The organism is Dyadobacter sp. 676 (genome assembly GCF_040448675.1).
GTDB lineage: Bacteria > Bacteroidota > Bacteroidia > Cytophagales > Spirosomataceae > Dyadobacter.
In genome coordinates this window covers 109,545-133,102 of record NZ_CP159289.1, presented here as the reverse complement: position 1 = coordinate 133,102, position 23,558 = coordinate 109,545, and the positions used below count along the sequence as shown (strand labels likewise).

Genomic DNA, 23,558 nt, shown 5'->3' with positions numbered 1-23,558 from the left:
TATTCAGTAAGTTAAATTAGATTTCTGGGAATAAATTAATGCCAGTTGTGTAGTGAAATACGCCAAGATCACGCAGATACTGAACCGTCTGGCTTATATCAGAATGGCCGCATTGCTCTTTTACCAGCATGAGGTCTTTCGTTGCTTTATAAAGGGCAATTACGCCTGTGTGCTTCCATCCGTAAATATCATATCCCTGCTTTTCCAGTTCCATTTTTTCCAACACTTTGCGGTGTTTGTCGTAGAAAAAATTATGGCTAACTAGCGTTTTCCCAGGCTTATAGCCGTGAGAGAATAAGTAAAAATGGGGTGGGTATTCCCGGACATTCCATTCTTTAAAAATCGCCTCGAGACCCGGAGGGATCATTACCGACCTGTGATTAGTTTTGGACGTGTCGGCATAAATAATAATGTGATCGTCTTTAATGTCGCCCACCTGCATTTTCCGTACTTCCTCCCAGGGCCTGCAAAAGGTGTAGTAGATCATTCTAACGAAAAACCATAATTCCGGAAGTTCCAATTCTTCACATTTGGCTTTGTATTCGGCCACTTGGTGCGAATTATAGGCAATGTGCTTACTGGTTTTCGTTTTGAGGTTGAACAGTGTTTCTGAAATCGGATTAGATGTAAGCTTATAAATGGGTCTACTATATATGAAAAAGCCGCTCACAAAGCCTTTATAGGTGTTATAGGACTTGTTGCCCATGTTAAGCGTTTCCAGCGCGTGAGTGCGTAGATCCGCGGCATGCTCATTGTTGAAATCCTGGATATTCAGGTTCATTAGCTTGTACGCTTCCAGGAAGTCCAAAAAGTAATTTGTCCACTTTTCGTAGGTTTTGACGGATTGCGGCTTTAACGTCCGTTTCTTATCCGCCATGAACTGGTCGAGCGCCACCACGAGCGGCATTTGTCCAATTTCTCTAAGCTTTTTTACTGGGTCAATGTGCCCCCCTGCCTTCAACACTGTATTTACTTCTTCAATTATTATGCGGGCGGTTTCCTTTCGTTCTTTTTGGGTGCTGCCCTGTACTAACTTCTTTCTTCTTTTCAGGGTTTGATCCTTTTCCGAATACACATAATACTGCACGTACCAGGTGGATTTTTTCGGTGTTTTTAGTTCGGCTGGCTCGAATGGAAAGACCTTTTCTGACGATAGTTCCAGCTCGTATTTCGTTGCTAAAAATTGTCCCGAAACTGTCCCGAGCGCCGATTTTAAATTTTCAGACATAAAAAAAGTGCGTTTACAGCTCATAAACGCACTTTTTACATTGTGACCAGAAGGAGAGTCGAACTCCTATGCCCGAACGGGCACTACCCCCTCAAAGTAGCGTGTCTACCAATTCCACCACCTGGCCGTCAATCGTGATGCAAAAGTAGTATTTAAATGATATGGTGCAACAATCGGGACACGATTTTTTTGTCCGAAAAAACAAAAAAGCTTCGCATTTGCGCGATTAGGTCGTAGTTTCGCGGTGCCCAATGGGGGTTACTTCACGGAAGATCAGACTGTTCGGTCCCTGAAAGCGATCAGGCCCTGTATAAATTTTTTAGATTTAGTAATTAGCATAAAAGCCCTGGCAAGATCCAAGGCTTTTTATGTTAACTACCGGTTATGTCAAATCCATTATTCCAAAACTTGCCCTAGGTCGACAACGGACGTCCCGCAGGGATGTTGATTCGCTGGCGGTTGCCGGGGAATGTAGCCTTTTTCGCGGTGAACTTGGCATTCACATATTCCACCATGTCGATTTCGCCCGTAATGGTATCGCCGGAGAGTTTTCCGTAGAATGTCATTACGACATTGTCGCCAGGTATGCTGTAACGGCTCTGGAAGCGGACTTCGTCTCCATCGATATTGCCGAAAAGTTCGCGCGTGGCAAACTCGCCCTTGTGCGTTCCGTACAGGTAGTTGCCGTCCTGCCTTTCGATGATAAACGTATGCTTGCTGGTGCTGGTGTAGAATTCGATGCTCACATCCCAGCGCCCGGCAATTTCCGCCGACGGCGCTTTCATCGCCGCCTCGGCCTTCGGCGCGCTGCGTTTGCGGGTGAGAATCTCGTAAACGCGCTCCGCCACGATCTTGTCGTTACCCGGCCCCATCATATAAGCCGCTACCGTAATGGACGTGGTAGGAGGGCCCGACTGTGTTGCGGGCTGGCCTCGCCGGAAGCCGGTTCCTACGGCCACGCGCGGTTTGGTGGTTTGCAGCTCGTCGGCTACTTCCTGGCCGGTGATATTGAGCCTGGTAGGGTCCCAGGCGACGGTCAATGTAGGCGTCGCGTTGTCGAGGGCGCCCTCTTTGGGTTCGCGGATGTCGAGATTTACGCTCGGGATGCCGTTCAGCTTCTTGGAGATCGTTTCCAGCCACGACACCCACGTTTTCATTTCGGCCTTATGGTCACGCGTTGCCCATGCTTCCACGGCGGCGAGCATACCGATCATTTCTTCACGGCCTACCTTGTTGTTCCGGCACGGGCCGTGATGCGGTGCGCTGGCCTGCCAGGCCGACATCAGGATATCTTTATTGCCCAGCAGGAGACCGGCGCACTGCGGCCCGCGGATTACCTTTCCGCCGCTATACGCTACCACCGAGGCACCGGCCTGAAGGTGGATATTCGGGATCGTCAGACGTTCGGCGGCTGCATCTACCAGCAGTGGCACGCCGGCGGGCCTGGCGATATCGGCAACGCTTTTCACGCTCCACGGCTCTTCGCCCGGCATCATGTAAATCATTGCCGTGCGCGGCGTAATCGCTTTTTTTAGTTCTTCGATGGTTTCGACGGTGATGATTTTCACGCCGATATTACGTATTGCGTGGTCATACACGTTGCGCGACGACCTCGGGATGATCACCTCCGTTTTTTCAAAACCTTCCAGATTGGGAATGCGGATCAGTTTCTCGGGATTGCCGCCAGCTATGATCCCCGCAGTCACTTCGTTCATACCCGCTGCGCAACCCGACGACACCATACCCCATTCGGCTCCGGTGATTTCGGCCAGGCGCTGGCCTACACCGAATGCGAGCTCGTCGATCTGCACGTTGTACTGACAGGCATATTCCATCGCCTGACGTACTTCCGGCAGCTCAATGGACGCGCCGATGATGGTAAATGTCCCCCGGCAGTTGATAATCGGTTCCACCCCGATCGACTGATAGATCTGTGGTCCCGGTTTTAACGGGCCGGGCGCAGATACCGCCGCCGCCGCTTTTTGAAACCACTTCGGCTTGCTGCTCTCGGCAAATGCGGCCGACGTGCTGATGACACCTCCGGCGAGCGGGATCATGGTCAATTCTTTGAGGATCTCTCTGCGTTTCATTTTGTGTTTAGGAGTTTGGACAGAATGTAATAGAAAAGGTATTTGTTAACAGCCGAATATTATTGTAAGGATGCCCCACTTATCTTCAAATACCCTATTTCTTCAATAAATCTTTTTACCCTCGTTATCTGGGCCCCTGGCCCTGCTGCGCCTGGCCTGCCGGCCGTTCGGGACGGGGCAGGTTAACGGGCTCCACGCGCGCGTTGAGCGTGTACACGATGTTCCCGCCGCGGATGGTGGCTTCTGTTTCGATGCGTTTTTTGCCGGTGATCTTGCCGTCGCGGGCATAAAAGCCGAAGTTACCGTCACGCAGGTTCAGGATGGCGATGTCGGCGGGTGAGCCTACCGAAAGATTGCCAAGTTCCTCGCGATGAATTTCCTGTGCCGGGTTCCAGGTACTCGCTTTGATCACACTTTTGAAATCCATACCCATAGCCATGAACATCGACATAATATTATTCATGTCTTTCATGGCCGTATTCATGCTGCCGGTGTGAAGGTCGGTGCTGATCGAGTTGGGATAAAAACCTTGCTTGATTGCCGGTACGCCCTGCGCCAGTAGGAAACTGGCCCCGCCAAATCCAACATCGAAAATCACCCCGCGTTTCTGTGCTTCGATCGCATACGGCTTTACTTTATTGGTCGAAACATCCACAATCGATTCGCGGCCACGGCCGCTGTTATTGCTGTTGCCGCCGAAGCAATGGGTATAAATGTCGCCTTTGCGGAATTTTTTCAGGTACAATTCTTCCAGCGGCAGAATGGGGTTAGCGCTCCCGAAATCGACCATTATAGGAATGTTGGCCAACCTGCCGGCTTCGAGTGCACGGTCGGTCGGCGTCCAGTCGTGGCCCACGAAATGCGCCAGTTTTACACCCACGATGTCGTTGGGGTACTTTTTGGCCATCTCCGCGGTGGCTTTGGCGTCCATTTCATCGAGGTTGTTTTCGAATTTCCCGCCGGCCATGCCTTCTCCCACGATGTTCAACATTGCCAGTACCCGTGTTTTGGAAATGTCGATGGTCTGTTTCTTGAACGTTTCGAATGTCTTCCAGCCGGAGCTGCCTGCATCGACTACCGTGGTTACCCCCGAACGGAAGGTGAAGCCGTCGGCGGGCAGGCTGTTCGGACCATTGCGGTAGGTTCCTTTGAGATCCGTGCCCCAAAAGAAATGGACGTGGATATCGATAATCCCCGGGGTTACATACAAACCTTTGGCGTCCACAACCTGCACTGCCAGAGCGGGGTCGATGTTTTTAGCCACGAGCGCTATCCTGCCGTCGTCTCCTCCGGGCGTACCTTCCACGGCCACGTCCATAACGGCGTCGATGTTGTTTTTGGGGTCGATCACATGCCCGCCCTTGATCACGATGCTGTACTTTTTGTTTTGCGACCAGGCGGGATTGCCAACCACACAAAGCAGCAGCAGGGCTGTAAAGGAAAGAATTCTCATAATATTACGGTTTAGGAAAGATAAATGCTTCTGTACAATGCGCTTGCAGAGAGGTACACATGTGAGGACACATAATCGGAGGCCGAACCCCCATCACGTCCGGATAAATTGCTGAAATTTACAGAAGTTAAGAAAAAATTGTATTTGCCGGATAACGAGCCTGATTTTTGGAAAATACGCGTAAGCTGCCGGTCTTTACGGGCCAACTGCCTTGGTTTCCATTCCTTTTTTACCGGCTTGGGGGCGAATGGTATCGCAGGCTTCGGACACATGAATTCTGTCAGCCGGGCCGTTGGTTATGAAAATTTTTTCAGGAAATATTTCTGTTCTTGTCCTGTTTCCGGATTTCCGTTTGTAGTAGGGGCAGTTGAAACAATATAAACTCAAATGAAACGTCATGGGAAAGCTTATTGCCTACAATTTCACAACGCTTAACGGCTATTTCAAAGGACGGGATAACGATATCAGCTGGCACCGGCACGGACAGGAAGAAAACGAATTTGCCGCCGGTAACCTTGAAACCCGCGCGACATTGCTGTTTGGCAGGATAACCTACGAGATGATGGCCGGCTTCTGGCCGACACCGATGGCCATGGAAAGCATGCCCGAAGTCGCCCGGGGCATGAACGAGACCGAAAAGATCGTTTTTTCCACCACGCTCAAGACCGCCCGTTGGGCGAATACCACACTCATCAAAACCGATCTCGTCGAAGCTGTCCGCGCACTGAAAGCCGATCCGGAAAGGATGATGACCATTCTAGGCAGCGGCAGCATTATTATGCAGCTCGCCGAAGCACGCCTCATCGACGAATACCAGTTCATGATCGATCCCGTCGCCATAGGGGAGGGGACGCCGTCCTTCCAGGGCCTCACCCGCAAGCTCGACCTGGAACTGATCGACAGCCGGGTATTCGGCAGCGGGGTAGTGTTGCTGCGTTATGTGCCGCTGTGAAGCTGCTATCAATCCGGACAAAGGTCGCCGGGTAATAGAAGGTAGCCTTGATGAAGGTACTTCCGCGCCGGCGTCATAAGACTGTGCTCCGTTTTTAGCTGGCAGCTTGTGTTGCTATGAATGTGGTAGGGGAAATGGCAGCTCAGGCCTTTGTCATTCCCGCCGGAAAGGTAGTCACCGCAATTGGGGCACTTTCTGATGATTCCCGTGCCGGCGCAGTTCCGGCACGGGCCATGGGTTTCATGTTAAGACAAGAATATGGCAGAAGCGCTGTCCGGGGAGATGAAGCAATATTCTGAAACTTTCAGTGTATGGATGCCAGAGCTAGAACCCACCTGAGGTTATTGATACCTACGCATTCCCTTTTATTTATCAATCCAAAACGTCAGCTTTTTCCTGGAATGCCACCGTTCCGTTTTTAATGACTTTCAAGTCATAAAATGCGAAACCGTTGCCAGGTCTAACGAAAGTACCGGTTATCCTTCCATTTACCCCATTATGGATACAATCATTATTAAATCGTAATGTATCACCCCTTGACTCAACCAAAACATTATTGGCCTCAATAGTGATATCTTCCCAGGGGCGTCCATCCCAATACTCCCAATGAGACAAGTACATGAAATCGACGTGATTGATATCCCGTGCTGTGATCTGTATGGAAGTTTTCTGGGTAGAAAATTGCTCCTCGGACCAGACGGCATATTCACCGACAAATTTGGACGACAAATCATCAATAGCATGATCCGTACAAGACATTAAACTGGCAATCAATAAAAGTAAAATCTTTTTCATCTTTAATTTTTTGAATGTTGACAAGATTAAAGGTAATTATTTTTACATGGCTACCAATGGTGACTTACTATTTTTTGTTTGGTTCAGGTCTGTTTTTCAGTTGCATAAGTCGTCACACATGACTCCCGAGCCTTCGGGAGGCCGTTGCCGGATCGATATGCTCGGCTTTTGGTATATGAGTGCCGGCAGTACGCCAGTCCGGACCTGATATGGTGTAAAGGAGCGCCTTGCTCCGTGTATATTAAAATGGGCATTTATCTTTATTTTATGTTTGACTAACCCTGAAATCACTATGGAAGAATACATGATCATCATGCGCCTCGATCTCCTTACAAAAGACGCGCAGCCTTCGCCTGAACAAATGCAGGAATACATGAAACAGTATCATCATTGGGTCGATAGCATTGCCGGGCAGGGAAAATTCGCCGGTGGGAAGGGCCTTTCTACCGAGGGGAAAGTTTTGAGACCGAATCGAGTGATTACCGACGGTCCCTACGCGGAGACGAAGGAATCCTTGGCGGGTTTCATTGTGGTCCGGGCGGAGAGTTTCGACGAGGCGGTACAACTGGCGGTACAATGCCCGATACTGAATGGCGAAGGAAATAGCGTGGAGGTCCGGAAAATTGTTTCAGTGCATGCACAATGAGCCGCTGATCCTGCATCTTTTCCGCACGGAGTACCGCAAAATCGTATCGGTACTCTGCCGGCACTTCGGGTTCGGGGAGATCGAACTGGCGGAAGACATTGCGAGCGACACTTTCCTGGTCGCCACGCAGGCGTGGGGGATCGAAGGCCCGCCGCCAAACCCGACAGGATGGCTTTACAATACGGCAAAAAACAAGGCGAAAAATTATCTGCACCGGCTTTCCATTTATGAAGGGAAGGTAGTCCCCCGAATCACGGCGGAGGCGGGAGGGGAGGTTGCGTTCGAGCTGGACCTGACTCCCGAGAATATCATCGACAGCCAGTTGCAGATGATGTTTGCGGTCTGTCATCCGGCGATATCGGAAGAGTCGCAGGTAGGGCTGGCGCTGAGGATACTCTGCGGGTTCGGTATCCAGGAGGTCGCCGATGCATTCCTGACTAGCCGGGATGTCATCAATAAACGGCTCACACGTGCGAAGGAGCGGCTGCGCGAGAGGGGAGCCAGGATCGAAATGCCGCCGGCAAGCGAGATGGACGCCCGCCTCGAACCGGTGCTTACACCATTTATCTGCTCTTTAACGAAGGGTATTATTCGGTCTCCGCCGACCGCACGTTGCGGAAGGAGATTTGTATGGAAGCGATACGGCTTTGCGTAATGCTCGTCGAGAACGCCGCTACCAACAAGCCGCAAGTCAATGCATTGCTGGCGTTGATGTGCTTCCATGCTTCGCGTTTCGATGCCCGCACCGATCCCTCCGGCGAACTCGTACTCTACGGGGAGCAGGACACCACCCGCTGGAATGCGGTACTGATCGCCAAAGGCGGTTATTTCCTGCAATGCGCGGCGGCCGGCGACCGGCTTTCAAGGTATCACCTGGAGGCGGGCATTGCCTATTGGCACACCCGCAAAGAGGATAGCCGGGAGAAATGGCAAAGCATTCTTGATTTCTACGATCAGTTGCTGAAACTACATTACTCGCCCGTGGTGGCGCTCAACCGGCTATTCGCATTGTCGAAAGTGAAGGGCAAAAAGGCGGCTATACGCGAAATGGAAGCATTGCCGCCCGAAGGCAATCACTTTTATTTCGCATTGATGGGGGAACTTTACGACGGTGTCGATCAGCGCAAAGCGGTGGAGGGCCTGCAAAAAGCGCTGCAACTGGCCCGAACGGCGGCCGACCAGCAGACGATCCGGAAGCGCCTGACCGCATTGCAGCAACCATAACGCGCTATTTCCTCGCCTTCCTTGCCAGACGGCCTTTCCGCATTTTCCGGTAAAGCAAATTGTTCAGCCAGATAAAAATCATTACACCGATAATAATGAACACCGCATTCAGTTTGTACGAAAAACCAATGAATTTTTCTTTTCCCTCCAATGAAAGCTCGAATCGGAGCCATGATCTCTCGACCGTAGTAGTGGTGCGGTCGAAGGGGAGCGCTTCGTCGTAAATGACTTTGGTAATAAAACGCCCGGTCGTATCGATATAACCGTATTTATCAGCCACGCGGATCATGGAAATACCGTGATTGTAATACGAAGCGAAGTCGTATTTCAGCGGCGTACGAATTTTCCCGGATTTATCGATATGCCCGAATTTCCCGTTAATCGCAACAGCCGAGCGGTTTTCGGCTGTGAAACCGGTTGCCTCGTCATATAAATGCCGGATACGGAGCTTGCCGGTTTTATCGATACAACCCCATTTGCCATCCTTTTTGACCCAAAACAGGCCGTTGGTGGGCTTGCGGGTATCGGTATAATCGAATGGCACGATGAGGTCGCCGGTAAACGGACTGATATAACCGTACTTATCGCGATACCGGACCCGTTCCATTCCCTGGCCCGAGTATTTATAATCGGGATCGATGTCATCGAGGGATACTGGCACTTTAAGTATCATATTTTTATCGATAATGCCGTATTTACCCTGATATTTAAAATGGTAAATAAATTTGGAGGCTTTAATTTCCTTTTCTATAAACCGGCTGAAATTGAAGTTCAGCGTGAAGAAATCAAATGGTTTATTTATCCACCACAACACGTCCTCCTTCGTATCCTGATTGCATAGGAAATTAATTTCCGAGTCTTTAATGAGGTAATCTTTCGAATAATGGTGAATGGGAATCTTATAGATTTCCTTTCCGGTGAGATCGATGTAAGAAAGCCCGTAATGTTTGCCGGAAGGATAAATAACCCAGGTTTTTCCGCCACGGAACCGATCGGTGGAAACGTATTTCGGCTCGATGACGACTTTCCCCCGCTTATCGATGAACCCGTGAAGACCATGCCCGTCGGGACCAGGCTCCATCGGTACAAATTCCGCCAGCCCTTCCGCGAAATCCCCGATATCGCGGTAAGCGGGTGTGAGCTTCCGGCCACTTCTGTCGGTAATGAACGTCTCGTAGGAGCGGCACGGGACGCTGACCTTCCTGACTACATAAATGTCGTCATATTCCCGGTAGTCGTTGTACTCTTTCAGCCAGGCCTTTCCGGCAGCGGGCGTGGTTTGGGCAATGGCCCGGGCCGATTGGAATAGTAATAAAAGGAGTGCAAGCAAATGAAAAGTCGATCGGAGCATTCAAAAACGGGTTTCGGGTTAGTCTGCACCCATACGGAACGTGGCCCGGTAGGGTCGGGAACGCGACAGGCATTGGTTTTCAACCTGCAAAAAACAAAAACTTGGCAGGAATATCGTCGATGCCGGTAATTTAATTCGCTTTTTTTCCAAATTATCGGCGGCAGTCAGCAATGGGACAGGCAATCGGTTCCGAAGCCGATTTCACCCCTGTCCACGTCCTGTGGCCGGTCTTCGGCATGGCTGTAAATGGTCACAGAAGTGACATCGATCCAAAGCCGCTGGGAACGTCCAGCTTTTGGACAAGAACCGGCGATCAGACATATCAGCAGCCCGAGGGCGCCCGCGAGCGATACAGTCCTCAAATTCCCAAGATAATCCCAGGCCTTTGGCTTTTTGTAAGCAAAAACAACGGCTCCCCGGAAGAAAATTTGCCCCGCGCAAACGGTGAATTCGCACCGGAGCACGTCAGCGGGTAAGAACCCGGTGAGCAGCCTGGTATAAGATGCCAGTATAATCGATGTCAACAGCCAGGCAAATGCAATCCAGGCAATGCGATAAGCCAGCTTGAAAGTGCTGCACATCGTGCATTCGGCGTCGTAAAGAATAATATGGCCATGTAGTGTTTTCATATGAATAGTATATTTTGAATTTTCAGAAAAAAATGAAAGTTTAATTCAAAAAATATTACCTGAATAATTTGAAAATGCCTCCCCAAAACCAGCTTTCTTCCGCGCAAAGCATCGTTTCGATGGTTTTATCGACATTTTTCGCCAGCTTGTTGATGTCCGTAACCGATTTGTTGAAAGTAGCGAACTCCGGGTCGCCGGGGTCGCCTGTTACCTTCGATAATTCGTCGAGGATTCTCACAACCCGTTCCAATTCCCGTTTCCGACGTTCCCTGACCACTTGCCGGGCAATATTCCAAACGTCCTTGTCCGCGAAGAAATACTCTTTTCTTTCGCCGGGTTTGTGCTGTTTCCCGATCATGCCCCAACCGATCAGATCGCGCAGGGTCATGTTGGCGTTTCCGCGTGAAATACTGTGTGCTTCCATGATTTCTTCCGTGGTGAGCGGGCCGGGTGAGATGAGCAGGGTAAGCGTTGTAAAGCCGTCGGGGACCGCATTGTTCCCTGTCTTTCAAACCAAACCGGATGTGTCATGAGAACGATTCTCAAAAACGGCCTGGCTGGCCTGATTTTACTTGTGAACTGCAATGCATCCGGCCCCGGCGGCAATACGGGGGAGGTCAAGGTGGTGGAAGCCTTTCCCAAACTGCATTTCGAGTACCCGGTCGACCTGACGCACGCCAACGACGGCACCAACCGGCTGTTTGTAGTCGGGCAGGAAGGCACGGTCCGCGTTTTTGAGAACGATGCCGCAACGGCTTCTTCGAAAGAATTCCTCGACATTAAAAAGCTCGTCAGCTACGGCGGCGAAGCCGGACTCCTGGGGCTGGCCTTCCATCCCGATTACAAGCAAAACGGCTACTTTTACCTGAACTATACCACGAAAGTGTCGGGAAAACTGGAAACGGCCATCGCACGCTACAAAGTGAGCGCCGACGATCCCGATAAAGCCGATCCGGGGAGCGCCACGATACTTTTTACGTTCGACCAGCCCTATGATAACCATAATGGCGGGGCGGTCAAATTCGGAAAGGACGGTTACCTGTATATCTCTACCGGCGATGGCGGAAGCTGGGGCGATCCGGCCAACAACGGGCAGAATAAGGGTAGCCTGCTGGGCAAGATTCTGCGGATCGACGTGAATGGCAAAAGCAAACGGAACTACGGTATTCCGGCCGATAACCCGTTTGCCGGGAACAGGGAGGGGTTCCGCGAGGAAATTTATGCTTACGGCCTGCGCAATCCGTGGCGGATCAGTTTCGACGAGCCGACGAATACCCTCTGGGCCGGCGATGTGGGGCAAAACAAGCGCGAGGAAATCGATATTATCGTGAAGGGGGGGCAATTATGGCTGGCGACTCAAGGAAAGTATCGATTGCTACAACCCCAGGCGCGATTGCGGAACCGCCGGGCTGATCGACCCGGTACTCGACCTGCCACAGGCCAATGGGGAGCATTCCATTACCGGCGGATTTGTGTACCGGGGAAAAACGGTTCCTGCGCTGGAAGGCAAATATGTCTTTGGCGATTATGTGAGCGGACGGCTCTTCGCACTGGAAACCAGGGACGGAAAGGCGGTGCAAAACAGCATTATAGCGGAAGGGGTGGGCCAGATTTCCGCTTTTGGTACCGACCAATCGAACGAGCTTTATATCTGCGACCACGGGTCAGGGAAAATACTGGAAGCTGGCCAGGCCATAGCAGCATTGTCCGGCTCCGCTACGGATTAATTTCTTACCTGCCTGCCCGAAGTGACGGCGCCGCGGCCGAATACCCGTTTCAGGAAGCCGGAAATGGTGGCCAGCGTAGGCTCGAACCACGGCTCAAAGAACATGAACGTGTGCGGGGCGTCGGAAAACGTGCGTACCTCGCTGTGTGTACCGTACACGTCCAGTTTTTTGATAAAATCCTCCCTGCCCGCGTGCATACGTGCCACGGAGCTGTTGATGAAGAGAAAAGGCGGCGTTTGGTCACTCACGTGCGTAAGCGGCGAGGCGTCGTTCCAGAGGTCCGGGCGTTCCGCTTTGGGATAACCAAACCAATAGGTGGCTGCCGAAATGGATTTTGAATCGTCGCCCTCGCCCGACTCGGGGTGGATGAAGGCCAGCGTACCATCGATGTCGATCACAGCCTGGACGGTGCTTGAACCGCCCTGTTCGGCGGCATTTCCTTCAAATCTGGCCTGTCCGTTGGTTGCGCCCATGAATGCGGCCAGTTCGCCGCCCGCGGAGAATCCAAGGACGGCTATCCGGGCGGTATCGATATTAAATGTGCCGCTCCGGGCCCGCATCCAGCGCACGGCAGCTTTCAGGTCGTGTACGGCGGCAGGGTACAGGGCGTGGGTGGAGAGGCTGTAATCGGCCGTAAGGCACACATATCCCTGTGCCGCGAGCCTGCGTGCGAGGGTGTTGTTGTGGGTGCGGTCGCCCGAGCGCCAGCCTCCGCCGTGGATCATCAATATGGCCGGCAATGCGGCTTTTCCCTTTCGCTTGGGCTTGTATACATCCAGAAACAGTTTTTTGCCTGTGGAGGTGGTCCGGTAATGGACATTCCGGATGATTTGTACCGGGGCGGGAAGCGAAGAGTCGGCTATGCGGATGCCGGGGTGGTGTGCGATCTCCCGCCGGTAGGAACCCCGCACCGAAAAGCTCGTATCCTGCATTCCGGAAGGTTCGATGCGCAGTTTTCGGCCGGGAACCCAGCCCGACAGGATGTTTTCAACGGTGTATTTTTCCCTTTCCTCCTGAGTCAATTGTTTCGACCATGACACTCTCGCAGCGGGATTCGAACCTGCACCGCTGCTGTTGTACTCCGCGTAAAATGCGGTTTTTTCTTTTTCCGGAAACATATTGTCGCCCTTCCACGGGTCCCAGCCTTCTTTGATTATGTGAGGGCCCATTTCGGTGTCGATGAAAACGGTTTTGGCGAAAGGGCGCCAGGGGCGGCCGAGGTATACCTGGGTAGCTCCATCGTCCGCGATCAGTTTGCAGTCGAAGAATACATAGCCAAATGCCTGCTCTTTTGTGGTCGAAGCCGCGGTAATGTAGGAGTTGGCGAGGCTCTGTATCGTGCAGTTCTGGAAAACGGCCGTCGCCTCTCCGAAAATAAAATCGGTGGTGCCGGCAATGAGGCAGTCTTTGTAAAAACTCCGGCCGTCTTTGGAGGTGTATAATGTGTCCTGATTGCCTAGAATGCGGCAGTTAAACACTTCGATGCGGTCGCCTTCGGTAGCCAGCGCGACCGCCTGGCCGACGCGTCCGGCCGTATTTTCGATCGTGAGATTTTGCAGGGTACAATCGTTGGCCTGGACAAGCACGGTATACGATGTGTAAGTGCTGAATTTGGCATTCCCCGTAAAATCGCGGCCAGGGAAATCCTTGCCCGAAAAGTCGTTGTTGGTAATAATCGTATGCCCGGCGCTCTCGCCGACAAGCGTAATGCTCTTTTTCCATGCGGGAATTACGAGTTTTTCGTGATAGGTGCCGTTTTTGATCCGTATCGTGGCACGGATCTGCGAATGATCGCGGACGGCGTTGACGGCCTCTTGAACGCTCTTGAAATCACCGCTCCCGTCCAGGGCGACGGTAAACTGTTGCTCGATGGCCTGGACCTGGGCACCGACATTTGAATGAACGAACAGCCACAAGAGCAGAAGGCCGGTTTTCCTTAACATGTTCAATGGATTTGCTTTTGAATAACAGTCAGGAAAGAGGAGCCTGCACCGCAAAAAAATTTAGATATTAGTAGGAAAGCGCTATTCATTTATTATTATTTTCATGCGTATTGTTCTAATATGATATTGAAAATCAATTAGCAACGCCATGGAAACCCTGATCGCCCTTGCGCTCTATTTGTATTCACAATTATGGTTCGTTCCCTCAAAAGAACAATACTATACGATGAGGGAAAGCTGCTTTTTTTGCATTACCTAAATCGAAGGAGCTTATCCCGTTACAAAATCCCGACACGCTTTTTCTGGATGCCGCTATTTTTCATGCGAGCAACGAGGTCAGAAGGAAATATAACCTGCCGGTATTCCAGCATGATCCGGGTTTATATCTGGCGTCGTCGGGCCACGCTACTTCAATGGTTTACCGCACTTTTTTCAATCATATCAACCCTTACAGCCCCTATGAGCGAACGGCACGACGGCGCGTGGAGTTGTTTACCAAACGCTTCAAACGGATTGGCGAAAACATCGGGAAATACCAGACGCTCGTCAGCGGTGAATACCTGGTGGCGCGCTGGAAGCGCGAGCAAAACCAGTTTGAGTTTCTGAATGAAAGCGACCAGAAAGTCTGCCAGCCCTATACCTATGCCGGTTACGCGCGGTTTGTGGTGGAGCAATGGATGGCTTCGCCGTCGCACCGGGCCAATCTCGTAAATCCCGGCTATAATTATCTGGGATGTGCCGCACGGCTATCTCCCGAGCCATTCAAGCATAAAAAGGTGCCTTACGCCAGCCTTGTTCAAAACTTTGGCGGAGAACAATGATGAACACTATTGCAACACCGTAAAATAAAAAGGTGTCCCTGTTGATAAATGCCTTTTTAAACCGGTTTGCATTGATTTGACGATTTGGATGCGGATTCGGTACGCGTGTTTGAAATTGATTTTTCTTTTTTTGGAATAAATCAACTTTTTGTTTGCTACTTTTAATGGCTTTTTAATTTTTATTCATGTTCGTTATCGGTTCGGATTACTACCACACCCCTCTGGTCAATGATAGAAAACTTTACGCTACCCAAAACGCAAACCCCGGTAAAAAACGGACAGGAGAAAACCGATCGCATTTTCGGGCTGGATCTTATGCGTGCGGGTTCGATCGTGATGGTTTTTCTTTCGCATTCCATGCCGATTAATCCGCTGGATGCTTACTTTCCATTTGGCTGGCTCGGCATTGGCGTGGAGGCTTTTTTCGTGCTTAGCGGTTTTCTGATCGGCCGGATCATCCTGCGCACTGTGCTGCAACCCGGCATTACCTGGGAGAGAGTGAAGGTTTTCTGGGTTAACCGGTGGCTTCGTACGCTACCGGCTTATTTTGTAGCGCTGGCGGTTTATTACTGTTTCTATTCCGAAATGCGCAACGTAATTTTCTACATCTTCTTTGCGCAAAACATAATTACACCCGCGCAGGGCTTTTTCCCGCATTCATGGAGCCTGGCGGTAGAGGAGTGGTTCTATCTGACTTTTCCCCTCGTACTGCTGGTAATCGCGTCGATGACCGGGCGCAATGCGGGCAGCTACCGCATTTTCCTGACCGGCATCGGCGTTTTTTTAGTCGTTGGCATGATTACCAAATCGGTGTACCACTGGATGTACCAGCACGACCTTTTCACGGATTTGGTACGCCAGAAATTGCTGATGCCCAGCTGGAAGACGTTTGTGCCGCCTACCGGCGACTGGGACGGCATGCGCAAAATGGTTATGTTCCGGATAGACGCCATCGCTTACGGCTGCCTGATCGCCTACCTGCTCGAAAAACAGGATTTGTCGCACAAAGTCCGCGTATGGCTGCTTGCACTGGGTGGCATGTTGTTGCTGGTCGATTTTCAGGTCATCGAACACACGATTGCGGGCAGCAACATCAATTATTTTGCCGATGTGCTATTGCTTCCTCTATTTTGCGTCACCTTTGCGCTGATGCTGCCCTACGCGGTATCGTGTCCCCGGCCGGGAAGGGGGCTTACCCGGATTATCACGAATATCAGCCAGACTTCCTATTCGTTTTACCTGATGCACTTCCTCGTTCTGGATTTCGTCATAAAATGGTATGAAAGGAATCTCGCCACCGTTTCCGGCATGCAGGGGCTCGTTTTTTTAGCTACATATATTTTTATCTATTTAATAGCTTATTTAATGTACAAATTCGTAGAATTGCCGTTTATGAATTACAGAAAAAAACTATTTCCGAATTCTGTGCACGTTAGCAGATCATGAAGCAATTCTTTACTTTATTGTTACTCCTTATTACGATTTTTTCTTGCGGGCAAAAAAATACGCCCCAGCCATTGCCCGACGACCCGAATGACGGCATTGATACCGGATGCCGCACGTGCACAGGCAAGGGTTTCACCGAGCTCGATTCCACACCGATCCCGATCGCGGACCGCGACATAAGGAGCATATTCTTCAAAGACGGGGAAGCAGGTAACCTGCCCGACCCGTCGCCCATGAAGTATCGCAACCGACTTGAATTTTACAATTTTCTCCGTGCCCATTCGAAGGACTACGACGGCAACCTGATGGTGTATATCGGTCGCCGCGATACCACCGAGTTCTGTTTCAAAATAGGCCAGTACAATGCGGACACCAGGCTGCCGATTATGTCGGCGTCGAAAGCGGTAACGGCGGCGGTAATCATGAGCATCGTGGAAACGGGCAAGTTGGCGCTGGACGATAAGGTGAGCAAATACATTCCCTCGTTCAATAATGAGAAAAAGGACATTACGGTGCGGCAACTGATGTCGCACACCTCGGGAATCGTGGTAGAATCGCGCTTCGACAGCCGCAGTGACCTCACTCTCGCGCAGAATGTCGACAGCGTGGCGCTTAGGACCCAGCTATTGTTCACGCCGGGTAAGCAGGCGCTTTACGGGAGTGTCGCCTACGCCGTAGCCGCCCGCGTGGCGGAGGTTGTCGAAAAGAAAACCTGGGCGCAGATCTTCCAGGAGCGGATCGGGTCGAAGTGCGGCATGAAGGACGTGGTTTACAGCCCCGATCATCCCCGAAACCCCGAGCCGGGCTATGGCATTGTATGCTCAATGAATGAATACCTGCGCTTCCTGACCATGATTTATAACAAAGGCACCTATAATGGCGTGCGTGTTCTCAAAGAAGAATCGATCGCGATCATGGAGCAGGACAATACCAATAAGGTCGACCCGACATATGGCCTGGGGCTTTTCCGGTACGAGATCCAGAATGGTGTTTCCAAGGAGGTCGCATGCCTGAGCGCACGCGGCATACACGCATGGGTGAACCGTCAGAAAAACTTCTACGGGCTGATCTTCACGCAAGCGGGTTTCGAAAAAACGATATTGACCAACCTCGCTTTCCGCGATCTGGTAAGGGCAAAGCTGTGACGATCGCGAACCTTCTCAACCGAACGACGAGCTCGTATTACTAAAAAAGGAAGGGTATTCGGGCGATTAGAATGGCCCTTTCGCATTAATGCGGTCGGCGTGTTTGGACGCTCCCGGCATTTCGCCGCGTTTGCCCTTGGCGGGAAGCGGTTCGCCGGTTTCGCGGCTGTACCAGTCGGGTGTGAGGTTTTCCGGTGTGGTGTCGCCCGTGTCGGCCTGCCAGCCGGCAAGTACTTTTCGCATCGATTCGATTTGGCCGTCATACGTTTTGTTTTCGATCACATTGACTATCTGTGACGGGTCTTTGAAATTATCGAAAAACTCTTCCGAAGGGCGAGGCTTCCTGAACGCATCTTCCTGCAGGGGCGTCAGCTTACCATTTTTGCGGGCGCTTTTTAATGCGCCGGCCGACGGGCTTTGGTTGGCGTCGATCGGGCCGCCGTTGTCCAGCTGCGGCCTTTTATTGATGACGTACAGGAAATCAATTGTACGCACGGCCCGCTCGTATGCCTCGTAATCATGCCAGTTGTGCTCCGCGAAGACATATTTGCGGAATTCCCGCGCGGGATCGCGGAAAAGCGATGCGAAGCTCCTCCCCTGAAACGTCGGCCCGGCTTCGATACCTGCCACGGCCAGCAGCGTAGGGGCGATGTCTACCGCACTGACGAGGCTCTGGCATGTTTGTCCCGCACCGATGCCCGCGGGCCATTTCACAAGGAACGGCGCTTTGATACCGGCGTCAGTCAGCCGGGTTTTGCTGCCGGGAAACGGGCGACCGTTGTCCGCGGTGAAGACGATCAGCGTATTTTCAGAAAGGTCCTGCGCGGCAAGTTCCTTTTCAAGAAGGCCCACATAATGATCCAACCTGGCGATTTCATTATAATATGCCACAAGATCTTCCCTGGTTTCGCGGGTGTCGGCGAGTGTCGGCGGCACGGTTATGTCGAGGGCGGGGTCGTGCCGCGGACCGTTGGTGGCCGGGGACCAGGGGCGGTGTGCATCGTACGGGGCCAGCCATAAGAAGAACGGCTTCTCCCGGGGCCGCGATTTCAACAGGCTAATCCATTGCTCTTCACCGCCTTCCCCGTTCTTTGTCTGGTTCACGAGCAAGGTATCGTAAGCGCGCTTCGTCGCCGGGCCTTCGTGCCATTTGCCCGCCAGCGCCGTGTAATATCCTTTTTGTTTTAACAATTCGGGAAAGAACTTCATGTGTGCAGGCAGCGGCGTGTGAAGCTCGGCGGCACCGGTGTTGTGCGGATAGCGGCCGGTGAGAATGCTCGTCCGGCTCGGGCTGCACGAGCTGGTAGTGAGGAACATATTGGTGAATTTGATGCCCCGACGTGCAAGCGCATTCAGGTTCGGTGTTTTCACTTTTCCATTTCCGTACGCGCCGATATCGTCCCAGCTGATATCGTCGCCGATGATGAATATGATATTGACCGGCCCGGCAGCACGCAGATCCGCAAAGGTGGCCAACAATATTAAAATGCCTATCCAATACCGCCTTGTCATAACATGCTGTGATTAATGATTACCCGCCCGGAATGCCCGATAGTTTCGGGTTAAAAGGTTTGTTCCTAAACCGCTCTTATTTACCAAAAACCAATGATTTTGGAAAAATTTTGGTAAAAAAATTCAAGAAAATTTGCGTAGTTAAGTAGCTACATATAAATTCGTAGTCAAATAGCTACGCAATGAACCTGAGAAGAGATGTATTCCAAGCCATAGCAGATCCGACTCGACGGGCGATACTGCTGTTACTGGCATCGCAGTCGCTTACAGCCGGTGCGATCGCCTCGAACTTCGATACGGCCAGGCCGACGGTTTCCCGGCACCTGCAGATACTGACCGAATGCGAGCTGCTGAAACAGGAGCAGGCCGGCCGCGAAATTTATTATCACTTAAATCCCGACAAAATGAAAGAGATCGCCGATTTTATCGAGCCGTTCAGGAAAATGTGGGACGACCGGTTCAACAAACTGGAATCCATTATGAAAAACTATCAATCCAAAAAATAGCCGGATATGGAACGGAAAACGAAAATCAATGCTGAAAACGGAAAACAGGACCTTGTGATCACCCGGGAGTTTGAGTTGCCCCTCGGATTGCTCTTCAAAGCTTACGTGGAACCGGAGATCGTGGAGGAATGGATGGGAACCAAAGTGCTGAAACTGGAAAACAGGCCGCATGGCGGCTGGCGGTTCGAAACATCGGATGCGCAGGGCAATGTGGTGTTTCGCGCCAATGGCGTGATCCACGAGTTTATACCGGAGGAAAAGATCACACGGACGTTCGAAATGGAAAACACGCCGTTCCCCGTTCAGCTGGAATTCCTGGTCTTTGAAAGACTCACCGACGACACCAGCAAGCTCACCATCCAGATCGTATACAAGTCGCCGGCAGACCGCGACGAAATGCTGAAATTGCCCTTTGCGCAGGGTATCAATATGGCCCACAACAGGTTACAGGAAGTTCTTAACAATTTGAAATAGGAAATTATGGAAAAGAGAAACAGGATTATCTACTGGATTTTCACGGCTTGGCTCGCGCTGGGAATGACGTCGACGGGGATTGTGCAATTGATGAAAATGAAAGAGGAAGTCGATATGTTTGCACACCTGGGTTACCCCGAATATTTGTTGACGATCATTGGCGTCTGGAAAATTCTGGGCGTTATAGCAGTACTTATGCCCGGATTTCCCCTTATTAAGGAATGGACTTATGCGGGTTTCTTTTTCTGCATGTCGGGCGCGATCGTTTCGCACATGGCGCTCGGCGACCCGATAGGCCAGGTAGCGCCGCCATTGCTGCTGCTTGTGCTGACGGTGATCTCCTGGTATTTTAGGCCGGCGGGCAGAAGACTCGTTTCCGTTCAAATCTAAATGCATGGTTTATGAACATCAGGGTCGACGCATATGTAGCCCAGGCCAGCCAGTGGAGCGAAGTGATAGAGCAGCTAAGGACCGTCATGCTGGATTGCGGGCTCACCGAGGAATTTAAATGGGGCAAGCCCTGCTATTCGTTCGAAGGGAGTAATGTGGTTGTAATCCAGGGATTTAAGGCCTATTGCGCACTGCTGTTTATGAAAGGTTACCTGCTGAGCGACCCGGAAAATGTGCTCGTCAAAACCGGCGAAAACACTAAAATAGGCCGTCAGATCCGTTTCGCGACCGCACAGGATGTGATCGACCTGGAACCTGTTCTGAAAGCCTATGTCCGCGAAGCGATCGACGCAGAGCAATCGGGGCGGAAAGTGGAGATCGACAAGACGCCGGCGGTACCGGAAGAATTTAAGGAAAAACTGGATGAAATTCCGGCACTGGAAAAGGCGTTCAGCGCATTGACACCCGGCAGGCAAAGGGCCTATCTCATTTATTTTTCCGCGCCCAGGCAATCCAAAACCAGGGAAACCCGGATTGAAAAATGCATTCAGCGCATCCTGAACGGCAAAGGACTGAACGATTAACTACAAAAATGAATCAATTTTAAGAAACAGATGAAAAACGATAAGAAAGAACTTTCGGCGGAAGGGCGCGACGAGCTGCTTAAAACCCTGAAAGCGCGTTTTGAAAAAAACAAAGGCCGTCATAAGGACATTGAATGGGCCGACGTGCAGGCCCGTCTCGAAAAACGCCCCGAAAAGCTCTGGTCGCTGGACCAAATGGAGCTTACCGGCGGCGAACCCGACGTAATCGGTCGCGACGAAAAGACGGGCGAAATCATTTTCTGCGATTGCTCGCCGGAAAGCCCCAAAGGCCGCAGAAGTTTGTGTTACGACCGCGACGCGTGGAATTTCCGGAAAGAGCACAAGCCTGAAAATACAGCCCTGGACGTCGCCGCGGAAATCGGCGTCGAAATACTGGACGAAGAAACGTATCGCTACCTGCAGACGCTTGGAAAGTTCGATCTCAAAACATCGAGCTGGGTGAGAACGCCGGCCGATATCCGCAAACTTGGCGGAGCGGTGTTCTGTGACCGTCGTTACGACACGGTATTTTATTATCACAACGGAGCTGAATCGTACTACGCGGCCAGGGGATTCAGGGGCACGTTGAAGGTGTAATGATTTGCACAAAGCAGCCCGCCGGCGATTTTGTACCGCATCCGGAAGCTCCGGGCGGTACCTCTGCGGGCGGGCTGTCCACGATATTCAACGGATGGTTGCGTTTAGCGCCGGAAATCCACCAGCTCGCCGTTGATGGCCTGCAATTCGTCGGCGGAGAGCGCGATGCTCATCGCCTGTGCATTGGAAACGGCCTGCCCCGCGTTACGCGCGCCCGCCAGCACAACTGTGATGCCTTTTTGCAGCGTCGTCCAGCGTAGTACCAGCTGCGCCAGTGTGGCGTTCTTCCCGGCGGCAACGGGCTCGAGTTTTTCCAGGAATGCCTTCACTTTTTCAAGATCGAACTGGCCGAAGTAGCCGTTGCGGTGATCGTCGTTTTTCAGGGTTTCATTTTGAAAATACTTGCCTGACAGAAGGCCGCGCTCGATGGGGCTGTAAGCGATAATGCCGATATTGTTTTCGACCGCGTAAGGCACCAGTTCGGCTTCGATGCTGCGGTTCAGCATGCTGTATGCGACCTGGTTGGATGCTGGGGCGAATGTTTTGGAAGCCTCTTTCAGCAATGACGTATCGTGATTGGAAACGCCTGCCGCGCGGATTTTTCCTTGCCGGATCAGCGTCTCCATTGCTTCCATCGTTTCGTCGATCGGCGTGGTAGCGTCAGGCCAATGCTGCTGCAGCAGATCGATATAATCGGTATCGAGGCGTTTGAGGCTATCCTCCACTTCCCTGACAATATTGGCCTTCGACGAGTATTTGTATACTTGCAGTTTCCGGCCGTTATCTTCGATATCGAAGAAATGCTGGCCTTTGCCCTGGTTACTGCCATCCCATACCAGCCCGAATTTGGTCAGGATCTGGATTTTGCTCCGGTCTTTTCCCTTGATAGCTTCGCCGATCAGCTCCTCGCTCAAACCGAAACCGTAGAAAGGGGCGGTATCGAGGGAAGTAACCCCGTTGTCCAGCGAAGCATGGATCGCCTCGATCGATTCTTTTTTCTGCGTGCCGCCCCACATGGTGCCACCGATGGCGAATGCACCATAGGTAATTGCGGATAATTTCAGATCGGTATTTCCTAATGTTCTGTATTCCATTGCAAAAATCATAATTATTTCCGGCTGCAAAATTGCTACGAAAGCAGGTATTTCCAAAATAACATAAATCATAGGTTTCTATTAGTAAGGTAATAGATAGAAATGTTTTCGCGTTCCGGTTTTCGCATTAACGGAACCATGCAGGCAATACAGCCCTAAATGCATTTTTTTCGGAATCGAGCCTTTCTCATGCGTTTCGTCTCGCATTTCCATTTATATTTACGAATTATTAATTAAACCAATTCTAAATAAATAGATTTGTACGATTCATAACCAATCGACCGGGTGCTGGGGCTTCGCCCGACGCATCTTCAATCCAATCCTATGTTCAGTACTATTTGTCTTTTGTTTCTGGCCGGGTTCCTGTTCTGGATGAACACCTCCGCACGCATTTCGTGGCCCGATAAAAACCGTGTGATGGCCTATATGGCGTCCTATCCATTATACAGCAGGTTCGCTGCCGGTGCATTGTTCCTGCTGGCTACCGGCTTGTGCGTCGGGTTACTCGGCGTGGGGAGCGGCTTGTTTGCCGCGGTCGTGATCCTGATGACGACCGGGTCGGTGTCCGTTTTATTTTTTCCTTTCCGCTATTTCGGCACAGTCGCAGTTGCCGCACTTTACGTGTGCGCGTTAATGCTCGAACTTATCATCCAGTGATATTATGCCTGCCAACAAAAAATACCTCACCCGATCACCCTGGCTGCGACTGAGCAAGATCCTGGCTGGAACCGTGGGCGGCTATGCCGTTACGATGAGCCTCCATTTATTTTTCACCGCGTTCCTGCCCAGGGAAAATGTCATTATCACGGCCTGTTTTACGGGTTACATCCTGTGGGCGTGCCTGCTCCTGTATGCGTTTATCGCCCCGAACGTGTGGCGCGTGTGGGGGCTTTACTTCCTGCTTACGATCGTTTTAGCAATGCCTTATTTATTGAAATTCAACCCTTAACC

25 protein-coding genes, 1 tRNA gene and 1 pseudogene are annotated in these 23,558 nt (G+C 51.4%); 16 read left to right on the top strand and 11 right to left on the bottom strand.

The window, feature by feature from the left end; all coding sequences use genetic code 11:
• Positions 1-16: 16 nt before the first annotated feature.
• The 4 genes from ABV298_RS00695 to ABV298_RS00680 all read right to left on the bottom strand — a co-directional run bounded on the left by ABV298_RS00695 (position 17) and on the right by ABV298_RS00680 (position 4,771).
• Positions 17-1,228, bottom strand: coding sequence for a hypothetical protein (locus tag ABV298_RS00695; RefSeq protein WP_353720287.1), 1,212 nt, complete (start codon positions 1,226-1,228; stop codon positions 17-19).
• A 43-nt stretch (positions 1,229-1,271) separates the two neighbouring features.
• Positions 1,272-1,355: transfer RNA gene (locus ABV298_RS00690), tRNA-Leu, on the bottom strand.
• Between the two features lie 286 nt (positions 1,356-1,641).
• Positions 1,642-3,318, bottom strand: a complete 1,677-nt coding sequence (locus ABV298_RS00685; RefSeq protein WP_353720286.1) for a selenocysteine synthase — start codon at positions 3,316-3,318, stop codon at positions 1,642-1,644.
• Between the two features lie 124 nt (positions 3,319-3,442).
• Entirely contained in the window at positions 3,443-4,771 is a 1,329-nt protein-coding gene (locus tag ABV298_RS00680; RefSeq protein ID WP_353720285.1) for an amidohydrolase/deacetylase family metallohydrolase, read from the bottom strand.
• A gap of 397 nt (positions 4,772-5,168) precedes the next feature.
• Here ABV298_RS00680 and ABV298_RS00675 point away from each other — a divergent pair, with 397 nt between their 5' ends.
• A complete protein-coding gene (locus ABV298_RS00675) occupies positions 5,169-5,723 on the top strand; it encodes a dihydrofolate reductase family protein (RefSeq protein WP_353720284.1) in 555 nt (184 codons plus the stop codon).
• Between the two features lie 372 nt (positions 5,724-6,095).
• On the opposite strand, the gene ABV298_RS00670 is transcribed toward ABV298_RS00675, so the two are convergent.
• Positions 6,096-6,518 carry a hypothetical protein gene (locus ABV298_RS00670; protein ID WP_353720283.1) on the bottom strand — a complete coding sequence of 141 codons (423 nt, stop codon included), beginning with the start codon at positions 6,516-6,518 and terminating at the stop codon, positions 6,096-6,098.
• Positions 6,519-6,810: 292 nt separating this feature from the next.
• On the opposite strand from ABV298_RS00670, the gene ABV298_RS00665 reads away from it, so the two are divergent.
• Genes ABV298_RS00665 through ABV298_RS00655 form a run of 3 tightly spaced genes read left to right on the top strand, consistent with a single transcriptional unit; the run spans position 6,811 to position 8,388 of the window.
• The gene (locus tag ABV298_RS00665; RefSeq protein WP_353720282.1) at positions 6,811-7,164 is read left to right on the top strand and encodes a YciI family protein; all 354 of its coding nucleotides are present in this window, start codon (positions 6,811-6,813) and stop codon (positions 7,162-7,164) included.
• Complete coding sequence (locus ABV298_RS00660) at positions 7,154-7,819, top strand: sigma factor (protein ID WP_353720281.1); 666 nt, start codon at positions 7,154-7,156, stop codon at positions 7,817-7,819. The genes ABV298_RS00665 and ABV298_RS00660 overlap by 11 nt, the downstream gene beginning before the upstream one ends.
• The gene (locus ABV298_RS00655) at positions 7,777-8,388 is read left to right on the top strand and encodes a DUF6596 domain-containing protein (protein WP_353720280.1); all 612 of its coding nucleotides are present in this window, start codon (positions 7,777-7,779) and stop codon (positions 8,386-8,388) included. Before ABV298_RS00660 ends, ABV298_RS00655 begins: the two co-directional genes overlap by 43 nt.
• 4 nt (positions 8,389-8,392) lie before the next feature.
• Here ABV298_RS00655 and ABV298_RS00650 read toward each other — a convergent pair whose 3' ends face one another.
• The 3 genes from ABV298_RS00650 to ABV298_RS00640 form a co-directional block, all read right to left on the bottom strand.
• Positions 8,393-9,739: a WG repeat-containing protein gene (locus ABV298_RS00650; protein ID WP_353720279.1), complete on the bottom strand. Its 1,347-nt coding sequence runs from the start codon at positions 9,737-9,739 to the stop codon at positions 8,393-8,395.
• Between the two features lie 164 nt (positions 9,740-9,903).
• A complete protein-coding gene (locus ABV298_RS00645; protein WP_353720278.1) occupies positions 9,904-10,368 on the bottom strand; it encodes a hypothetical protein in 465 nt (154 codons plus the stop codon).
• A 55-nt stretch (positions 10,369-10,423) separates the two neighbouring features.
• Entirely contained in the window at positions 10,424-10,792 is a 369-nt protein-coding gene (locus ABV298_RS00640; protein ID WP_353720277.1) for a hypothetical protein, read from the bottom strand.
• Positions 10,793-10,897: 105 nt separating this feature from the next.
• Between ABV298_RS00640 and ABV298_RS00635 the strand changes: the two are divergent.
• Positions 10,898-11,647, top strand: a pseudogene (locus ABV298_RS00635) (PQQ-dependent sugar dehydrogenase); the annotation flags it as partial.
• Between the two features lie 193 nt (positions 11,648-11,840).
• Positions 11,841-12,095 (top strand): hypothetical protein, encoded by a 255-nt coding sequence (locus ABV298_RS00630; RefSeq protein ID WP_353723286.1) that lies wholly within the window; start codon positions 11,841-11,843, stop codon positions 12,093-12,095.
• On the opposite strand, the gene ABV298_RS00625 is transcribed toward ABV298_RS00630, so the two are convergent.
• Positions 12,092-14,038 (bottom strand): pectinesterase family protein, encoded by a 1,947-nt coding sequence (locus tag ABV298_RS00625; RefSeq protein ID WP_353720276.1) that lies wholly within the window; start codon positions 14,036-14,038, stop codon positions 12,092-12,094. The two genes, ABV298_RS00630 and ABV298_RS00625, sit on opposite strands and share 4 nt — an antisense overlap.
• A 272-nt stretch (positions 14,039-14,310) precedes the next feature.
• Between ABV298_RS00625 and ABV298_RS00620 the strand changes: the two genes are divergently transcribed.
• The 3 genes from ABV298_RS00620 to ABV298_RS00610 all read left to right on the top strand — a co-directional run bounded on the left by ABV298_RS00620 (position 14,311) and on the right by ABV298_RS00610 (position 17,450).
• A complete protein-coding gene (locus tag ABV298_RS00620; RefSeq protein ID WP_353723118.1) occupies positions 14,311-14,859 on the top strand; it encodes a CAP domain-containing protein in 549 nt (182 codons plus the stop codon).
• Positions 14,860-15,087: 228 nt separating this feature from the next.
• The gene (locus ABV298_RS00615) at positions 15,088-16,305 is read left to right on the top strand and encodes an acyltransferase (RefSeq protein WP_353720275.1); all 1,218 of its coding nucleotides are present in this window, start codon (positions 15,088-15,090) and stop codon (positions 16,303-16,305) included.
• 17 nt (positions 16,306-16,322) lie between these two features.
• Positions 16,323-17,450 (top strand): serine hydrolase domain-containing protein, encoded by a 1,128-nt coding sequence (locus tag ABV298_RS00610; protein ID WP_353720274.1) that lies wholly within the window; start codon positions 16,323-16,325, stop codon positions 17,448-17,450.
• 66 nt (positions 17,451-17,516) lie between these two features.
• On the opposite strand, the gene ABV298_RS00605 is transcribed toward ABV298_RS00610, so the two are convergent.
• Entirely contained in the window at positions 17,517-18,962 is a 1,446-nt protein-coding gene (locus ABV298_RS00605; protein ID WP_353720273.1) for a sulfatase, read from the bottom strand.
• 182 nt (positions 18,963-19,144) lie between these two features.
• On the opposite strand from ABV298_RS00605, the gene ABV298_RS00600 reads away from it, so the two are divergent.
• Genes ABV298_RS00600 through ABV298_RS00580 form a run of 5 tightly spaced genes read left to right on the top strand, consistent with a single transcriptional unit; the run spans position 19,145 to position 21,513 of the window.
• Positions 19,145-19,468, top strand: coding sequence for a metalloregulator ArsR/SmtB family transcription factor (locus ABV298_RS00600; RefSeq protein ID WP_353720272.1), 324 nt, complete (start codon positions 19,145-19,147; stop codon positions 19,466-19,468).
• A 6-nt stretch (positions 19,469-19,474) separates the two neighbouring features.
• Complete coding sequence (locus tag ABV298_RS00595) at positions 19,475-19,942, top strand: SRPBCC domain-containing protein (protein ID WP_353720271.1); 468 nt, start codon at positions 19,475-19,477, stop codon at positions 19,940-19,942.
• Between the two features lie 6 nt (positions 19,943-19,948).
• Positions 19,949-20,332 (top strand): DoxX family protein, encoded by a 384-nt coding sequence (locus tag ABV298_RS00590; RefSeq protein WP_353720270.1) that lies wholly within the window; start codon positions 19,949-19,951, stop codon positions 20,330-20,332.
• An 11-nt stretch (positions 20,333-20,343) separates the two neighbouring features.
• A complete protein-coding gene (locus ABV298_RS00585; RefSeq protein WP_353720269.1) occupies positions 20,344-20,916 on the top strand; it encodes a DUF1801 domain-containing protein in 573 nt (190 codons plus the stop codon).
• A gap of 30 nt (positions 20,917-20,946) precedes the next feature.
• The gene (locus ABV298_RS00580; RefSeq protein ID WP_353720268.1) at positions 20,947-21,513 is read left to right on the top strand and encodes a DUF4256 domain-containing protein; all 567 of its coding nucleotides are present in this window, start codon (positions 20,947-20,949) and stop codon (positions 21,511-21,513) included.
• Between the two features lie 104 nt (positions 21,514-21,617).
• Here the strand turns inward: ABV298_RS00580 and ABV298_RS00575 are convergent, their stop codons facing one another.
• Entirely contained in the window at positions 21,618-22,607 is a 990-nt protein-coding gene (locus tag ABV298_RS00575; protein ID WP_353720267.1) for an aldo/keto reductase, read from the bottom strand.
• Between the two features lie 324 nt (positions 22,608-22,931).
• On the opposite strand from ABV298_RS00575, the gene ABV298_RS00570 reads away from it, so the two are divergent.
• Entirely contained in the window at positions 22,932-23,264 is a 333-nt protein-coding gene (locus tag ABV298_RS00570) for a hypothetical protein (protein WP_353720266.1), read from the top strand.
• A 4-nt stretch (positions 23,265-23,268) separates the two neighbouring features.
• Positions 23,269-23,556: a hypothetical protein gene (locus ABV298_RS00565; protein ID WP_353720265.1), complete on the top strand. Its 288-nt coding sequence runs from the start codon at positions 23,269-23,271 to the stop codon at positions 23,554-23,556.
• Positions 23,557-23,558: the final 2 nt, after the last annotated feature.

Coding starts and splice junctions, on each gene's coding strand:
- ABV298_RS00590 (WP_353720270.1), top strand. CDS start 19,949: ATGGAAAAGAGAAACAGGATTATCTACTGGATTTTCACGGCTTGGCTC.
- ABV298_RS00625 (WP_353720276.1), bottom strand. CDS start 14,038: ATGTTAAGGAAAACCGGCCTTCTGCTCTTGTGGCTGTTCGTTCATTCA.
- ABV298_RS00600 (WP_353720272.1), top strand. CDS start 19,145: ATGAACCTGAGAAGAGATGTATTCCAAGCCATAGCAGATCCGACTCGA.
- ABV298_RS00695 (WP_353720287.1), bottom strand. CDS start 1,228: ATGTCTGAAAATTTAAAATCGGCGCTCGGGACAGTTTCGGGACAATTT.
- ABV298_RS00670 (WP_353720283.1), bottom strand. CDS start 6,518: ATGAAAAAGATTTTACTTTTATTGATTGCCAGTTTAATGTCTTGTACG.
- ABV298_RS00660 (WP_353720281.1), top strand. CDS start 7,154: ATGCACAATGAGCCGCTGATCCTGCATCTTTTCCGCACGGAGTACCGC.
- ABV298_RS00675 (WP_353720284.1), top strand. CDS start 5,169: ATGGGAAAGCTTATTGCCTACAATTTCACAACGCTTAACGGCTATTTC.
- ABV298_RS00575 (WP_353720267.1), bottom strand. CDS start 22,607: ATGGAATACAGAACATTAGGAAATACCGATCTGAAATTATCCGCAATT.
- ABV298_RS00680 (WP_353720285.1), bottom strand. CDS start 4,771: ATGAGAATTCTTTCCTTTACAGCCCTGCTGCTGCTTTGTGTGGTTGGC.
- ABV298_RS00615 (WP_353720275.1), top strand. CDS start 15,088: ATGATAGAAAACTTTACGCTACCCAAAACGCAAACCCCGGTAAAAAAC.
- ABV298_RS00565 (WP_353720265.1), top strand. CDS start 23,269: ATGCCTGCCAACAAAAAATACCTCACCCGATCACCCTGGCTGCGACTG.
- ABV298_RS00585 (WP_353720269.1), top strand. CDS start 20,344: ATGAACATCAGGGTCGACGCATATGTAGCCCAGGCCAGCCAGTGGAGC.
- ABV298_RS00665 (WP_353720282.1), top strand. CDS start 6,811: ATGGAAGAATACATGATCATCATGCGCCTCGATCTCCTTACAAAAGAC.
- ABV298_RS00645 (WP_353720278.1), bottom strand. CDS start 10,368: ATGAAAACACTACATGGCCATATTATTCTTTACGACGCCGAATGCACG.
- ABV298_RS00605 (WP_353720273.1), bottom strand. CDS start 18,962: ATGACAAGGCGGTATTGGATAGGCATTTTAATATTGTTGGCCACCTTT.
- ABV298_RS00570 (WP_353720266.1), top strand. CDS start 22,932: ATGTTCAGTACTATTTGTCTTTTGTTTCTGGCCGGGTTCCTGTTCTGG.
- ABV298_RS00580 (WP_353720268.1), top strand. CDS start 20,947: ATGAAAAACGATAAGAAAGAACTTTCGGCGGAAGGGCGCGACGAGCTG.
- ABV298_RS00685 (WP_353720286.1), bottom strand. CDS start 3,318: ATGAAACGCAGAGAGATCCTCAAAGAATTGACCATGATCCCGCTCGCC.
- ABV298_RS00595 (WP_353720271.1), top strand. CDS start 19,475: ATGGAACGGAAAACGAAAATCAATGCTGAAAACGGAAAACAGGACCTT.
- ABV298_RS00640 (WP_353720277.1), bottom strand. CDS start 10,792: ATGGAAGCACACAGTATTTCACGCGGAAACGCCAACATGACCCTGCGC.
- ABV298_RS00650 (WP_353720279.1), bottom strand. CDS start 9,739: ATGCTCCGATCGACTTTTCATTTGCTTGCACTCCTTTTATTACTATTC.